Below are 13,235 nucleotides of genomic sequence, written 5' to 3' on the forward strand. Positions count from 1 at the left end.
CCAGGTCGCCGTCGGCCGCGACGGGCCCGGGCGGCCCCGCCGACGCCCCGACCGGGTGTTGGCGGACAAGGCCTACTCCCACCCCTCGACCCGGGCGGCGCTGCGGCAGCGCAGGATCGCTTTCACCAGCCCGGAACGGGTCGATCAGATCAACCATCGTCTGCGCAAAGGCTCCCGCGGTGGGCGCCCACCAGGGTTCGACCCCGAGCTCTACGCCGACCGCAACGTGGTCGAGCGCTGTTTCAACCGGCTCAAGCAGTTCCGGGCGCTGGCCACCCGCTACGCGAAGCGGGTGGCCTACTACCGCTCGGAGATCACCATCGCCGCCATCATGTTGTGGCTGCGTGCCGACCTACAGGACACGCCCTAGCCCGGTCTTTTCGGGTCGGTGGTGGTGCCGCGCCTCGGTCGGCCACCGGTCTCAGCTCGCCTCGGAGTCGAAGTATGGGTAGATCAGCCGCAGGTGAAGGGAGAAGGTCCGAAGCGTCGCCTCGAGCTCGGTCTGTCGGCTGGCGTCGTGGTCGAGCACGGGTCCCAGCACGGACCGGACGAAACATTCCACGGTCCGCTCCGCGCGCCTCGCGGAGGTGCACGCTTGAACAATCTATTCGGGCCTCACCAAGAAGATGCGCCTCGTGCTGCTCACCCGAGACGTGTCCTGGGGCCTAAAGCCGCTTTGAGCCGAATCGCGCGGATCTGGTCGTTCGCTGCTCTGGTGAACGAGGGTGTCGGAAGAGCACGAGCAGACACTCGCTCGCATACCTGATCGCTTGGTGAGCTCAGCCGCCGCCCGGCGCGGCAACCTTCTGCGGCAGCCTCTCCAAGAGGCCAGCCTCGTCAGGCGCGGATCGCCCTAGGGTCCATCAGCAGGATGTCGAGGACAGGAGGCCGGTGTGGGCGCGTACGAGGACGTTTTCCGGGCCAGCGTGGAGGACCGGGAGGGGTTCTGGTTGCGGGCGGCGGAGGCCCTGGAGTGGCACCGGTCGCCGACGAAGGCCCTGGACGAGTCGAACCCGCCGTTCTACCGGTGGTTTCCCGACGGAGAGCTCAATGTGGCGCACAACGCGCTGGACCGACACGTCGAGGCGGGTCGGGGCGAGCAGGCGGCGTTGATCTACGACTCGCCCGTGACCGACACCAGGCGGACCTACACCTACGCGAAGCTGCGCGACGAAGTCGCCACCTTCGCCGGGGTCCTGCGTGAGCTGGGCGTGGGGCCCGGGGACCGCGTGGTGATCTACATGCCGATGGTGCCCGAGGCGGTGGTCGCGATGCTGGCCTGCGCCCGGCTGGGCGCGGTGCACTCCGTGGTGTTCGGCGGGTTCGCGGCCAAGGAGCTCGCGGTCCGGATCGACGACGCCACGCCGAAGGTTGTGGTGTCGGCCTCGTGTGGGATCGAGGGCAAGCGGGTCATCGAGTACAAGCCGCTGCTGGACAAGGCGATCGAGCTGTCGACGCACAAGCCGGAGAAGCAGGTGATCCTGCAGCGCCCGCAGGCCGGGGCGGCGATGGGCCCGAACGACGTGGACTGGACCGACGCCGCCGCGAAGGCCTCGCCCGCGGACCCGGTGCCGGTGCGCTCCACCGATCCGCTCTACATCCTCTACACGTCCGGGACGACCGGGAAGCCCAAGGGTGTGGTCCGCGACGGCGGCGGCTACGCCACCGCGTTGGCCTGGTCGATGCCGAACGTCTACGACGTCGGGCCCGGCCAGACGATCTTCACCGCCTCCGACGTCGGGTGGGTGGTCGGGCACTCCTACATCGTCTACGCGCCGCTGCTGGCCGGGGCGACCACGATCCTGTACGAGGGCAAGCCGGTCGGCACTCCCGACGCGGGGCAGTTCTGGCGGGTGATGTCCGAGTACGGCGTGCGGAGCATGTTCACCGCGCCGACCGCGTTCCGGGCACTGAAGAAGGAGGATCCGAACGGCGAGTACGCGCGCAAGTACGACCTGTCGGGGCTGAAGTACCTGTTCCTGGCGGGGGAGCGGCTGGACCCGGAGACCTTCCGGTGGGCGTCGGAGCTGCTGAAGATCCCGGTGATCGACAACTGGTGGCAGACCGAGACCGGCTGGCCGATCGTGTCCAACCCGGCCGGGATGGAGCTGCTGGAGATCAAGCCCGGCTCGCCGACACGGCCGCTGCCGGGCTGGGACGTCCAGGTCCTCGACGCCGACGGGCGCGAGCTCCCGGCCGGTGAGGACGGCGCGATCGTGGCCAAGCTGCCGCTGCCGCCCGGCGCGTTCCCGACACTGTGGAACGACGACGAGCGGTTCGTGAAGTCCTATATGTCGGCGTTCCCCGGCTACTACCTCACCGGCGACGGCGGCCGGGTCGACTCCGACGGCTATGTGTTCGTCATGGGCCGCACGGACGACGTCATCAACGTCGCCGGGCACCGGCTGTCCACCGGCGGCATGGAGGAGGTCTTGGCCTCGCACCCGGACGTGGCCGAGTGCGCGGTCATCGGCGTCGCGGACCAGATGAAGGGCCAGATCCCCCGCGGGTTCGTGGTGCTCAAGGCCGGCGTGGACGCCGCCTCGGAGGGGTACGAGGACAAGCTGCGCGCCGAGCTGGTCCAGATGGTGCGCGACCAGATCGGCGCCGTCGCCTCGTTGAAGGAGGTTGCCATCGTCCCGGGGCTGCCCAAGACCCGCTCCGGGAAGATCCTGCGCAAGACCATGCGCGGCATCGCCGACGGCGCCGACGAGCCGGTGCCCTCTACCATCGAGAGCGTCGACGTCCTCGACGCCCTGCGGCCGGTGCTGCGAAAGGACTAGCGCAGGGCGGTCCGTCGATCCGTTGCGGGCAGGTGCCGAGGCGGTCTCCGAGTTCGAGAGATCCGTCCTCGACCTGGGTGTCGCGACTGTGCGAGTCGTCGTGGTGTGGCTTTCGAGCAGACGCTCCAGGTCGGGTGATGTCCGCGTGATGGCGAGGGCTGGTCCAGGGCGAGACCGCCCCGGCGCCTCGAATGCGCCGCTTCGCCTGTCGGTGCCTGCCGGAGAGGGCGTCGTGCACCGACCGAGACGCTCAAGGACCGCTGGTGTAAGGCCTGGCCCACGGCGGCGAGTCCGGTATCGCCTCCACCTACATCGCCGAGCTCGGCCTGCCACGTGTTGGGGCCCGTGGTCGAGCTCGATCTGGGTCAGTGTGACCCTCGGTGATGGCGGCGACGCGGCCCAGCATCCTGCTTACCGACGGCTTCCCCGCCGACACGATGGCGGATTGCGACTGGTGGGTCGGGTCCGTGGTCGGTGGGCTCCTCGGGTTCGCACCCTTGTGGCTGCGCCGCCGCGCGGAGGAGCCCCCGGCGTTCGAGGCAGCGCCACCGACTCGGCGCTGCCCGCCCCGCGAGCCGGGCCGTGATTCTCCACACCGCAATGCGCATCATCGGGTTCTCCGCCACCACCAGCGCGACCCACCACACCTGGGTCACCGAGGTCGAGCGCCGGGGCGTCGCCCACGCCCGGAACCTCTTCCCTTCTCACCGGCTCCGGTCAGGTCGGGGAGGTCTCGCTCTGCATGGAGAGCCATGTGACACCGCTCGGTTCGAGAACCTCGGCCACGATGGCCTGGTGGCGAGGATGGTCGAGATACGCCGCGAACGCGTCGACATCGGGGAAGGTCGTGGACAGGGAGGAGTCGGCCACGCGAGGGTTGTCGGGATCGCGAAGTCCCAAGTCGGTCGTGATCGTGACCGGGCCTGCGGTCGGTGGGGCGTCAGCCGCGAACTCGCGCAGGGCGGCGACGAACTCGGCCTGCTGCGCGGGGTCGAGCGGCCGCGGGAGACGGAACAGGACGGTGTGTGACAGCATCGGTCATTCCTCGGATCGTGCCGGGTCGGATCGCGTTCGCGCTACTGCGCGCTCCAGCCGCCGTCCATGACCCAGGACGAACCCGTGGCCATTCCGGCCGCGTCCGAGGCCAGCCACGTCACGAGTTCCGCGACATCGTCCGGCTCGATCAGACGCTTGATGGCGCTGCGCTCCAGCAGGACGGTCTGCAGCACCTCGTCGGCCGAGATCTTGTGCACGGCGGCCTGATCGGCGATCTGGCCTTCGACGAGCGGTGTTCGGACGTAGCCGGGATTGACGCAGTTGCTGGTCACGTTGTGGGGTCCGCCCTCGGCGGCCACGACCTTCGACATGCCCTCGATGGCGTGTTTGGCGGCGACGTAGGCGACCTTGAACGGCGACGCCCGCAGGCCGTGGACCGATGAGATGTTGATGACTCGGCCGAAGTTCTGCGCGTACATGTGGGGGAGAGCGGCACGGACGAGCAGGAAGGGCGCCTCGAGCATCAGTCGGATCATCGCCCGAAACCGCTCCGGAGGGAACTCCTCGATGGGGCTGACTGTCTGAATGCCCGCATTGTTGACGAGGATGTCCACCGAGAGGTCGAGGGTCTCGAGGGGCGTCACGTCGAGGAGGTCGACCTCCCACGCCTCGCCGCCGATCGACGCCGCGACCTCGTGAGCGCGGTCCCCGTCCCGGTCGGCGACCGTGACCTTCGCCCCCTGGGCTGCGAGCGCCCGAGCGCACGCGGCTCCGATGCCTCCCCCGGCCCCGGTCACGAGCGCGGTGCGCCCGGTCAGGTCAGCCATGTCGGTTCTCCTCCGTTCATCCCGTCGACTCGCGTCTCGCGAGCAGCCGCCGCCGCGTCGCTGCGACACCGAGAACGTCGGGTTCGATGCTGGTGATCTCGCTCGTGCACGTGGCGCGAGCGATCAATTCTCTGGTGGTCGGCCGTGACATTCAGGCGGGGGAAACGCCGGAGAGGTCAATCCGGGAGCGGCGACCGGGGGCCGGTCCGCTCGTTGGAATATGCCCGATCACGCCAGACCGCATTTCGCCGCCACATACGCGAGCTCCGTGCGGTTGGACACCGAGAACTTCGCCATGAGCGCACCGAGGTGCCATTTCACCGTGGTGTGTGCGATGCCGAGACGATCGGCGATCTGCTGGTTGGTGAGCCCGCGGGCGACGGCCTGCAGTACCTGTCGCTGTCGGCGGGTGAGGAGCGGCAGGTACGCCACCTGGTCGGCCACGTTCGCGTGCACAGGCTTCGTCCGAGGAGGGCGCTGCGCCTGGTACAAGATTGCTCCCTTGGTCCGCTGGTCACCCCGACAGCGGGTCATGTGCGGTCTGCGCCCGCTGTTGGGGGTCGTCTCATTTCGGTGTGGCGGTGCGCGCGGCACATGCCGGATGAAGGCCTACCTCGGTCATCGACCGAGCCGATTCGAGACGGTATTTCGATCGTCGCTTTTCGTGATTCATCGCTGCAGTCGGGTGGGGTGCGGCACTCATCTCTGAGTGTTGTTGAGTCGTACCTGCCGTCTCGCACTACGACTACAGCTGACCGGGTCCGGTAAGTGTGACACGTGCTCGATCGCGCTCCTTGTAGCATTCTGCGACAGCATTTTCCTGGAGTCGTGGGCCCCTCGTTCTCCACGACCCCAGGCGCCTCCCGTCGCTGCCGTCGGGCGAACCGGGATGTTGTGGCCGCCGCAGGCACCCGATATCCCGGTCCCGGTCAGGCGAGATGCCCGGCGTCGACGACGAGTGTGGTGCCGGTGATGTACCGAGCCTCGTCCGAGGCCAGGAACAACACCGCGTTGCTGATGTCCTGCGGCTGGTAGCCGACGGCGAGGCGGTTCCAGCGGTCGTAGACGGAGTCGGAGATCCGGGCGGTGCCGACGTTGTCGAACGGGTTCATCGAGGCGAGCACCCGGAACGTCGACTCCGCCCGCAGGGTCCCGACCGGGGGCACGGTCACCGCGCGCTCGGCCATCGCGCCCAGCAGGACGTTGAGCGTGTCCTCCGGCGCCCGGTTGAGCTCCTCGATGTAGAGGAACCCGCCGGTACGCATCGCCTCGACCAGCGGGCCGGGCACGAAGTTCTCCGCGGAGTAGTCCTCGGCCAGGACCCGGGCGGGGTTGTGGTGGCCGACCAGGCGGGCCGGGGTGAGCTCGGCGTTGCCCTCCACCAACACGAACGGCACACCCCAGTGCTCGGTGATCGCGCGCAGCATCGTGGACTTCGACGTCCCCGGCGGGCCCTCCAACAGCACGTCCCGACCCGCGGCCACCGCCGCCAACACCAGCGTCAGCTCGCGCTCGCGCCCGACCACCGCCTCGGCGATCGCCGCTCTCGTGTCCTGAAGTGTCGTGGTCACCGGGGAACCCCCAGCTCGGTGTGCCGCCTGCACTCGAGGCGGACGTCGGATCAGTCGCCGGCGACTGCGACCGAACGCGTCGCCGATGCTGCGATCGTCCGCGCGACGTTCATCGCTGAAGAAAGCCGGGCCTCGGCGGGCGGCGACTGGGCGGCGAGGGCGGCCGTCGCGCTCGTTCCACGGCGAGGGTCCGCCGCCACGTCGTGTCGGCAGAGATCGTCGAAGATGCCGGAAGCGATGATCTCCGCCCCCCGCGGTGGCACCGCGTTCGGACGTAGGAGCCCGCATGACGAGGTCCCGCCCAGGCCTCGCAGATAGATGATGACGCCGAGTCCGGAGTCACCGAAGGTGCGCAAAGCCTCGCTCAGCTCGCTGTGGCAGGTGCACGAGGCTGCGCCGAAGACATCGCCGAGTAGGCATTCGTGGTGAATGTGGACCGGTACCTCGGGATCGACCCGGCCCGCGGTGAGCACCAAGTGCTCGGTTCCGGTGAGTTGCTCCCGGTAGCCCAGGGCGCGGAATGTGCCGTATGACGTCGGCATGGCGGTCTCCGCGACCCGGACCAAGCGGGCTTCGTGCTCGGTCCGGTACTCGACGATGTCGGCGACGGAGAGAAGGACAAGGCCATGCTCGTCGGCGAAGCGCACGAGCTCGTCGCCGCGGGCCATCTCACCCGGACGCTCTGCGGAGACGATCTCGCACAACGCCCCGGCGGGAGCCAGCCCAGCCAGGCGGGCCAGGTCTACCGCCGACTCCGTGTGGCCGGGTCGTTCGAGCACCCCGTTCGGACGTGCCCGCAGCGGTACGACGTGACCTGGGCGGACGAAGTCCTGCGGCAGCGCGTCGGCGGAACCCAGTGCGGCGATCGTCGCGGCGCGCGACGCGGCCGAGATGCCCGTGCCGGTCCCCTTCAGGTCGACCGTCACCTGATAGGCGGTCTGGTAATGGTCCCGGTTGTCGTGCGTCATCGGGGTGAGGCCGAGTCTGTCGCACGTCTCGCCTGGGAGGGCGACACACAGGAAGCCGGATGTGTGTCTGACCGTGAACGCGACCAGCTCCGGGGTCGCGAGTTCGGCGGCGAAGATGAGGTCACCCTCGTTCTCACGCTGTTCGTCGTCGGTCACGACGACGGCTTCGCCCGCCCGCAGGGCCGCCAGGGCGGCGCGCATGCGTTGTGTCGATGTGGTGGTCGGAAAGCGTCTTGTCACCGGAGGTCTCTGTTCTTCTAGCGGAGCGGCCGTGTTCTCAGGTCGTGGCGAGTCGGCGGAATCGACTTCCGTGGAAGACGAGCGGCTCGGTCTCCGGGTGCATGCGGATTCCGTGTATCCGGAGGAGGACCACGTCGTGGTCACCGGCGGGGATCTCGGCGTGCAGACTGCAGTCGAGCCACATCGTCGCCCCCTCGATGAAGACGCCGCCGTCGGCGTGCCCCGTCCAGTCGGTCCCGTCGAAACGACGAGCCGCGTCGCCTGCGAGCCGTCGGCAGACGTCCTCCTGGCCGAGGGCCAGGACGCTGAGGCCGAGGCGCCTACCCGTTCGCAGCAGGGGCCAGGTCGTCGACTCGTGGCGCATGTTGACCGAGACGAGCGGGGGCTCGACGGACACGGTCGTGAATGAACTGGCCGCCACACCCACGGGGAGGTCGTCGACCCGGGTGCAGACCGCGGCGACTCCGGAGGGGAAGGCACTGAAGGCGCGCCTCAGCTGTGTCTCGTCGACTACCGGATCGAACAAAGGGAAGTCCATTCGTGAGTGGCTCGCGTGGAAGGAGACGGCTGAGAGCGAGGGGGGCAGGCAGCTCGCGCGGGAACGGTGCCCCGCAGTGAGGCTCAGGAGCCGCCCGGCCGAACGCCGTTCACGGCGGGGGTTCGGTCGGGCGGCTCCTGAACCTCGGTCGCGCGCTCTCAGGGGATGCAGCCACACTCGACCGAGACGGTGATCTCGTGCCGAGCGCTGCGGACAGGTTACGGACGGCCGCCGTGCGGCACGTCCACCCGCACGGTCAGCACCCGGGACTCGTGCGTCGCCGCACGGGCAGCGGGATCGAAGTCCGGGGCAGCGCAGAGGAAGAGGGTTCGACCGTCGTCGCCGCCGAGCATGCAGGCGAAGACGCCGCTGTCGACCTGGATCTCGTCGACGACGGTTCCGCCCTCCTTGACTCGGATCACCTTGCCGCTGAGGGCATCGGCGATCCACAGCGCTCCTTCGGCGTCGAGGCAGCAGCCGTCCGGTGCCACCTTGACCTGGCTCAGCACGGTGCCGAAGTCCGGCCCGGTCGGCACGTCTCCGAACTGGGCCCAGACTCGCCGGTTCTGCAGCTGTCCGCTGTCGTCGATATCGAATGCCGTCACCCGGTTGGCGAAGGTCTCGCCGACCACAAGCACGTTGTCGTCGGTCACCACGCTGCCGTTCGGGAAGTGCAGCCCCTCCGCGGCCTCACTGACCGTTCCGTCGGGGTCGACCCTGATGAGCGCCGTCGGCGCCGGATCCGCCCCTGCACCCAGGTCGAAGCCGAAGTTCCCCACGTAGGCCCGACCGGCGGAGTCGACGACCATGTCGTTGAGGTTTCCGCCGACGTGGTCCTTCAGGTTCGCGTGCACGACGACCCGACCGTCGAGCTCGCGTCGGAGCAGGGTGTGGTCGCGGGCCGACACGACGAGGAGCCGTCCGTCGGGCAGCCAGCCCAGACCGCCCGGCTGGTTCGGAACGTCGAGCTCGGTCCGCAGGTCCGACCCGTCGGCGGCCGCGGAGAGAACCCTGTTCGTGTAGAAGTCAGAAAACCAGATTCGGCCTTCGTGCCACCGAGGGCATTCCGTGAAGGACATGCCGCTGACGATGGTGGTCAGTTCTCTCATGTGCGAGGTCCTCTCTCAATGTGACAAGTGCGGAGTTGCGAGTGCAGGGGCACCCTGTCCCGCGGCGCCGCCCGACGGGTCGCACGATCGGGGAGTCGGAGTGTTCTCTCTGTTCTGTTCGCGAGCCGCCTTGTCACCGGGATGGGTGCAAGCAGCCACGCGGGAAGCATCGCTCGGAGGGTGGTCGGCGACGTGAGGAACGGCTGGCCGGTACCGACACGGGAGTGCGCGCGAATGTGGCAACCGCGGTTTCGACGTGCTGCATCGGGCGTCTCCCTCTCGCGCCTGCACGCAGGGGCGGGGTCACCGACCTGCTGCGTACCACCGCTAACGGCGCTCAGGGGTGCGGCGTCGCTGCGGCATTCCTCCGTATCAGGTGACCGACGATCGAGCGCTGGGCCCGATGGACCGGTTCACGACTCTCGCACTGTCCCACTCGTCGGCCGGAACGGGATGTAGCATCCTGCGACGGTCCCGGAGAATATTTGTGAAGGTGTAGCGCATCGCTACATCGCTGCTGCGGTACCTGTCCGTAGCCTCTTCGGTCGAGGCAGTCGGACAGATGGTGGTCGCCTTTCTCGGAGGCGATAGGACAAAGGAGTTGACACCGTGAGGTTTCGCGTGCGCAGGACTCGTTCCTCCGCTACCCGATCACGCAGCCATCTAGACTCCTGAGTAGCCGTTTCGAGGCTGGTGATCGGCTCGTCGCGTCCGAATCGACCGTGACGACGACACCACGACGTACCTCGTCGACCTGATCGTGAGGTGCGATCGCGTTCGGCGACGGCGATCGCCTGCGGTGTTCCGGGACCGATCTTCATTGCATGATCCAGCGAGGGTGGGGGATCGTGCGGCGTTCGCCGACCACGGCTCATCCCATGCCCCTCGCTACTGGAATCACCGCGAACTTGATGAGCGCATGACGCTCTCCCGGTGAGGCCGTCGTCCCGTCGACCCCGACGATCTCGCAACACAAGTTTCGACCGACCGAACAATCACACGAACGGAGATCTGCTGTGAAGGCGAGCCTTCAGCTTCTCTTCCAGAACCACGACACCGGCATGACGGACGCGGAGCTCTACGCCGCGGAGCTGCGCCTCGCCGAGCTGGCCGAGTCGCTCGGCTACTCCGCGATCTGGTGCATCGAGCACCACTTCGACGGTGACTACTCGATGTGCCCGGACAACACCCAGCTGCTCTCGTACCTGGCCGCCCGGACCGAGAGCATCGAGCTGGTGCCCGGCGCGATCATCCTGCCGTGGTGGACCCAGCCGCTGCGCGTGGCCGAGAAGGTCGCCCTCCTCGACATCCTCGCGAACGGCCGGGTCCGTCTGGGTCTGGGCCGCGGTCTGGCCCGCAGCGAGTACGCGAGCATGGGCATCGACATGAGCGAGTCACGCGAGCGGTTCGACGAGGCTGCAGAGCTGGTGCTGAACGCGCTCGACACGGGTGTCGCGGTCGGCGACGGCCGCTTCTTCAAGCAGCCCGAGGCCACCCTCGCCCCCGCTCCGCCCAGGGGCTTCCGGGACCGGATGGTGTGCATCGCGATGTCCCCCGACTCGCTGAGCGTCGCGGCCAAGCTGGGCGCGGCCATGGCGACGTTCGTCCAGTTCCCCATCGAGCAGCACGCGCCGCTGATCTCCACCTACCAGGAGGAGTACCGCAAGGCGCAGGGCGTCGACGCGCCGCCGCCCACGCTGACCGAGTTCGTGGTGTGCACCGAGGACGAGGAGGAGGCCAAGCAGCTGGCCACCGAGTACATCTCGCGGTACTTCACCACGGTCATGCGCCACTACGAGTTCGCCGGTGTGCACTTCGGCGACACGAAGGGGTACAAGTCCTACGACGCTGTCGCGGCGATGATTCGCGAGGCCGGCCAGGAGGCGGCCGCGGAGGGCTACGTCAACGCTCAGACCTGGGGCACGCCGGACCAGATCATCGAGAAGATCAAGGCGCGCCGCGCCGTCATCGGTGACTACGACCTGAACTGCGCCTTCTACTACGCGGGGATGCCCATCGAGAAGGCCGAGGCCAGCATGCGCCTCTTCAGCGAGAAGGTGCTGCCGGAGCTCAAGGCGCTGTAGGGCGCGGCGGTCAGGAGGGAGCGGTCGACTCTGTCGCCCGCGTCGCTCCCGAAGGTGGGCCGGATGGTCGGCCGGCCCACCTTCGCTGATCGATGGACACCGTCCCATTTCGCTACAATTGACCGCGGAGTGGGATGGGTAGCCTCCACTGGCGCGAAGGCAACGCGATTCGTGTGCTGCCAATGGAGGCGGACGGAGGCTCTAGCTCATGCTGTTGCGGCCGTGGAAGGCACCATCGTGGGGAGCGACGGCCCTCCCCGCTGGATCCCGGCGTCCTGATGACGGATCCTGCTCATGAGTTGGCTTCGCGAGTTCTCGCAGGCCCGGGACGATGTTCTCTCGTCCGCCGTGGCGCAGTTGCCGTCGCCCCCGAGAGTCATCCGTCCCACGGTCTACGACTCCTGGCGGCGGTCGCGGCTGCAGGGTTTGCATCCTGAAAGGGTCGAGCCTCGGCATCTGCTGGAGTCGGAAGCCGACAACTACCTGGCCCGCGCCGTCTCGCCGATCGTCGCCAAGTACGAGGCGGCGCTGGAGCACGGCGCCTACGCCCTCGTGCTCACCGACCGAGACGGCCGGCTGCTCCGTCGCTGGGTCAAGGACCCGGCGCTGGCCGCCGTGATGGACAATCTCGGCGTCGCTCCCGGCACCAACATGGACGAGTCGACGGTCGGGACCACGAGCCTCATCGCCATGCTGACCGGTCGCCCCGAGATGATCAAAGGCCCCGAGCACTTCTCCGAGAAGTTCCGTGAGTTCAGCTGCTCGAGCGCGCCGATCATCCACCCCGTGAACCACCGGCTCCTCGGAAGCGTCTCCCTGATCTGTCGGCTGTGGGACACGGCTCCGATCATGCTGCCGTGGGTCATCGACTTCGTCGCCGCGGTCACGGAGGCGTTGCGGATCAGGGCCTCACACCGCGAGCAGCAGCTCCTCGACGCCTACACCGCACACAACCGGGACGCTCGTCATCCCGTGATCGCGCTCGACTCGAAGACGATCATCACCAACGCCGCGGCGGCCCGGCTCCTCGGTGGGGTCGACCAGAGCCTGCTCTGGGAACATGCCCGTCGCAGCCTCGTCGACCGGCTGCAGGGCCCGACCACGCTCACCCTCCCGGACGGGCAGGTCCTGACGGTGGACTGTCGGGCGGTCTCCCACGAGACCGACGATGCGGGCGCGGTGCTGGTGATCAAGAAACAGGCCCAGTCCCGTCGAGCCGTCGAGGGCACCTCGAAAGCGAACGGATTCACCCAGCTCCCGGGCCTGGTCGGGCGGAGCGCGGCGTGGCGGGCGTTCTGTCGTGACGCGGCGGCGCACATGGGCAGCCGGACACCGGTCCTCGTGACGGGCGAAGCCGGCTCGGGACGGCTGGCCGTGACACAGGCCCTTCAGGGCCGGCGGGACGTCCGGGTCATCGATGCCGCCGGCGCATCCTCGCGGGGAGCCGAGAGATGGTGTCGTGATCTCGAGGCTCTCCTCGACATCCCCGACGTGTCCTTGGTGATCAGACATGTCGAGCTGCTCACTCCCACATCGGCATTGGCCGCCCTCGCGACCCTCCGCCGAGCGTCCCCGCACAGGCTTCTGGCCACCGCGGAGAAGCCGGCGTTCGACTCGACGAGGCACAACGCGCTGCTCGACTCATTCACCGCCGTGCTCGAGGTACCCCCTCTGCGAGATCGACTCGAGGACTTCTCCGACCTGGTCGCTCACCTGACGGAGCGGGAGACCGAGGGTGCTGTGCAGGTGCAGTGGACACCGGAGGCCATCCAGGCCCTCAGCCGTCTGGACTGGCCGGGGAACCTGAACTCGCTCAACGCGCTCGTCCGTCGGCTCGTCGTGGGGCGATCGAGCGGACGCCGAATCGGTGTGGAGCACCTGCCTCCCGAGTATCTCGCTCGGGGAGCGCGGCGCCCGCTCGCGAGTCTGGAGCAGACCGAGGCCCAGGCGATCATGAATGCCCTGCAGGCCGCGGGTGGCAACAAGAACCAGGCCGCGTTGTCGCTTGGCATAGCCAGGTCGACGCTCTACCGGAAGGTCCGAGCCCTCGGCCTCGACCTCTCGTCCACGGTCTACTGAGGGCGTCGACCCTCGGCGCACGGCGCGCACGAGGAGCCGC

The 13,235-nt window shown here is 68.5% G+C and carries 11 protein-coding genes; 4 read left to right on the top strand and 7 right to left on the bottom strand.

What is annotated here, in order from left to right; genetic code table 11:
- On the top strand, window positions 1–370 hold a 370-nt coding region (locus BLS43_RS26990), incomplete at its 5' end, for a transposase (RefSeq protein ID WP_143030253.1).
- 523 nt (window positions 371–893) lie between these two features.
- Entirely contained in the window at window positions 894–2,783 is a 1,890-nt protein-coding gene (locus BLS43_RS26995; protein ID WP_093089529.1) for a propionyl-CoA synthetase, read from the top strand.
- A 717-nt stretch (window positions 2,784–3,500) separates the two neighbouring features.
- Here the strand turns inward: BLS43_RS26995 and BLS43_RS27000 are convergent.
- The 7 genes from BLS43_RS27000 to BLS43_RS27030 all read right to left on the bottom strand — a co-directional run bounded on the left by BLS43_RS27000 (window position 3,501) and on the right by BLS43_RS27030 (window position 9,032).
- Window positions 3,501–3,818: a Dabb family protein gene (locus BLS43_RS27000; protein WP_093089530.1), complete on the bottom strand. Its 318-nt coding sequence runs from the start codon at window positions 3,816–3,818 to the stop codon at window positions 3,501–3,503.
- 41 nt (window positions 3,819–3,859) lie between these two features.
- The gene (locus tag BLS43_RS27005) at window positions 3,860–4,606 is read right to left on the bottom strand and encodes a 3-hydroxybutyrate dehydrogenase (protein WP_093089531.1); all 747 of its coding nucleotides are present in this window, start codon (window positions 4,604–4,606) and stop codon (window positions 3,860–3,862) included.
- Window positions 4,607–4,834: 228 nt separating this feature from the next.
- On the bottom strand, window positions 4,835–5,050 hold the full coding sequence (locus BLS43_RS27010; RefSeq protein WP_218130032.1) for a response regulator transcription factor: 216 nt from the start codon (window positions 5,048–5,050) through the stop codon (window positions 4,835–4,837).
- A 485-nt stretch (window positions 5,051–5,535) separates the two neighbouring features.
- Window positions 5,536–6,177 (bottom strand): AAA family ATPase, encoded by a 642-nt coding sequence (locus tag BLS43_RS27015; protein WP_245707862.1) that lies wholly within the window; start codon window positions 6,175–6,177, stop codon window positions 5,536–5,538.
- 50 nt (window positions 6,178–6,227) lie between these two features.
- Window positions 6,228–7,346: a 3,4-dihydroxy-2-butanone-4-phosphate synthase gene (gene ribB, locus BLS43_RS27020; RefSeq protein WP_093089534.1), complete on the bottom strand. Its 1,119-nt coding sequence runs from the start codon at window positions 7,344–7,346 to the stop codon at window positions 6,228–6,230.
- A gap of 76 nt (window positions 7,347–7,422) precedes the next feature.
- Entirely contained in the window at window positions 7,423–7,923 is a 501-nt protein-coding gene (locus BLS43_RS27025; RefSeq protein ID WP_093089535.1) for a flavin reductase family protein, read from the bottom strand.
- Window positions 7,924–8,141: 218 nt separating this feature from the next.
- Complete coding sequence (locus BLS43_RS27030; protein ID WP_093089536.1) at window positions 8,142–9,032, bottom strand: SMP-30/gluconolactonase/LRE family protein; 891 nt, start codon at window positions 9,030–9,032, stop codon at window positions 8,142–8,144.
- 1,016 nt (window positions 9,033–10,048) lie between these two features.
- Between BLS43_RS27030 and BLS43_RS27035 the strand changes: the two genes are divergently transcribed.
- Together BLS43_RS27035 and BLS43_RS27040 are read left to right on the top strand one after the other, a co-directional pair.
- Complete coding sequence (locus BLS43_RS27035; protein WP_093089537.1) at window positions 10,049–11,116, top strand: LLM class flavin-dependent oxidoreductase; 1,068 nt, start codon at window positions 10,049–10,051, stop codon at window positions 11,114–11,116.
- A gap of 294 nt (window positions 11,117–11,410) precedes the next feature.
- The gene (locus tag BLS43_RS27040; protein WP_093089538.1) at window positions 11,411–13,195 is read left to right on the top strand and encodes a sigma-54-dependent Fis family transcriptional regulator; all 1,785 of its coding nucleotides are present in this window, start codon (window positions 11,411–11,413) and stop codon (window positions 13,193–13,195) included.
- The last annotated feature ends 40 nt before the right edge of the window (window positions 13,196–13,235 follow it).

Source organism: Pseudonocardia oroxyli (genome assembly GCF_900102195.1).
In the GTDB taxonomy this organism is placed as follows: domain Bacteria; phylum Actinomycetota; class Actinomycetes; order Mycobacteriales; family Pseudonocardiaceae; genus Pseudonocardia; species Pseudonocardia oroxyli.

Coding starts and splice junctions, on each gene's coding strand:
- BLS43_RS27000 (WP_093089530.1), bottom strand. CDS start 3,818: ATGCTGTCACACACCGTCCTGTTCCGTCTCCCGCGGCCGCTCGACCCC.
- BLS43_RS27005 (WP_093089531.1), bottom strand. CDS start 4,606: ATGGCTGACCTGACCGGGCGCACCGCGCTCGTGACCGGGGCCGGGGGA.
- ribB (WP_093089534.1), bottom strand. CDS start 7,346: ATGCGCGCCGCCCTGGCGGCCCTGCGGGCGGGCGAAGCCGTCGTCGTG.
- BLS43_RS27025 (WP_093089535.1), bottom strand. CDS start 7,923: ATGGACTTCCCTTTGTTCGATCCGGTAGTCGACGAGACACAGCTGAGG.
- BLS43_RS27030 (WP_093089536.1), bottom strand. CDS start 9,032: ATGAGAGAACTGACCACCATCGTCAGCGGCATGTCCTTCACGGAATGC.
- BLS43_RS27040 (WP_093089538.1), top strand. CDS start 11,411: ATGAGTTGGCTTCGCGAGTTCTCGCAGGCCCGGGACGATGTTCTCTCG.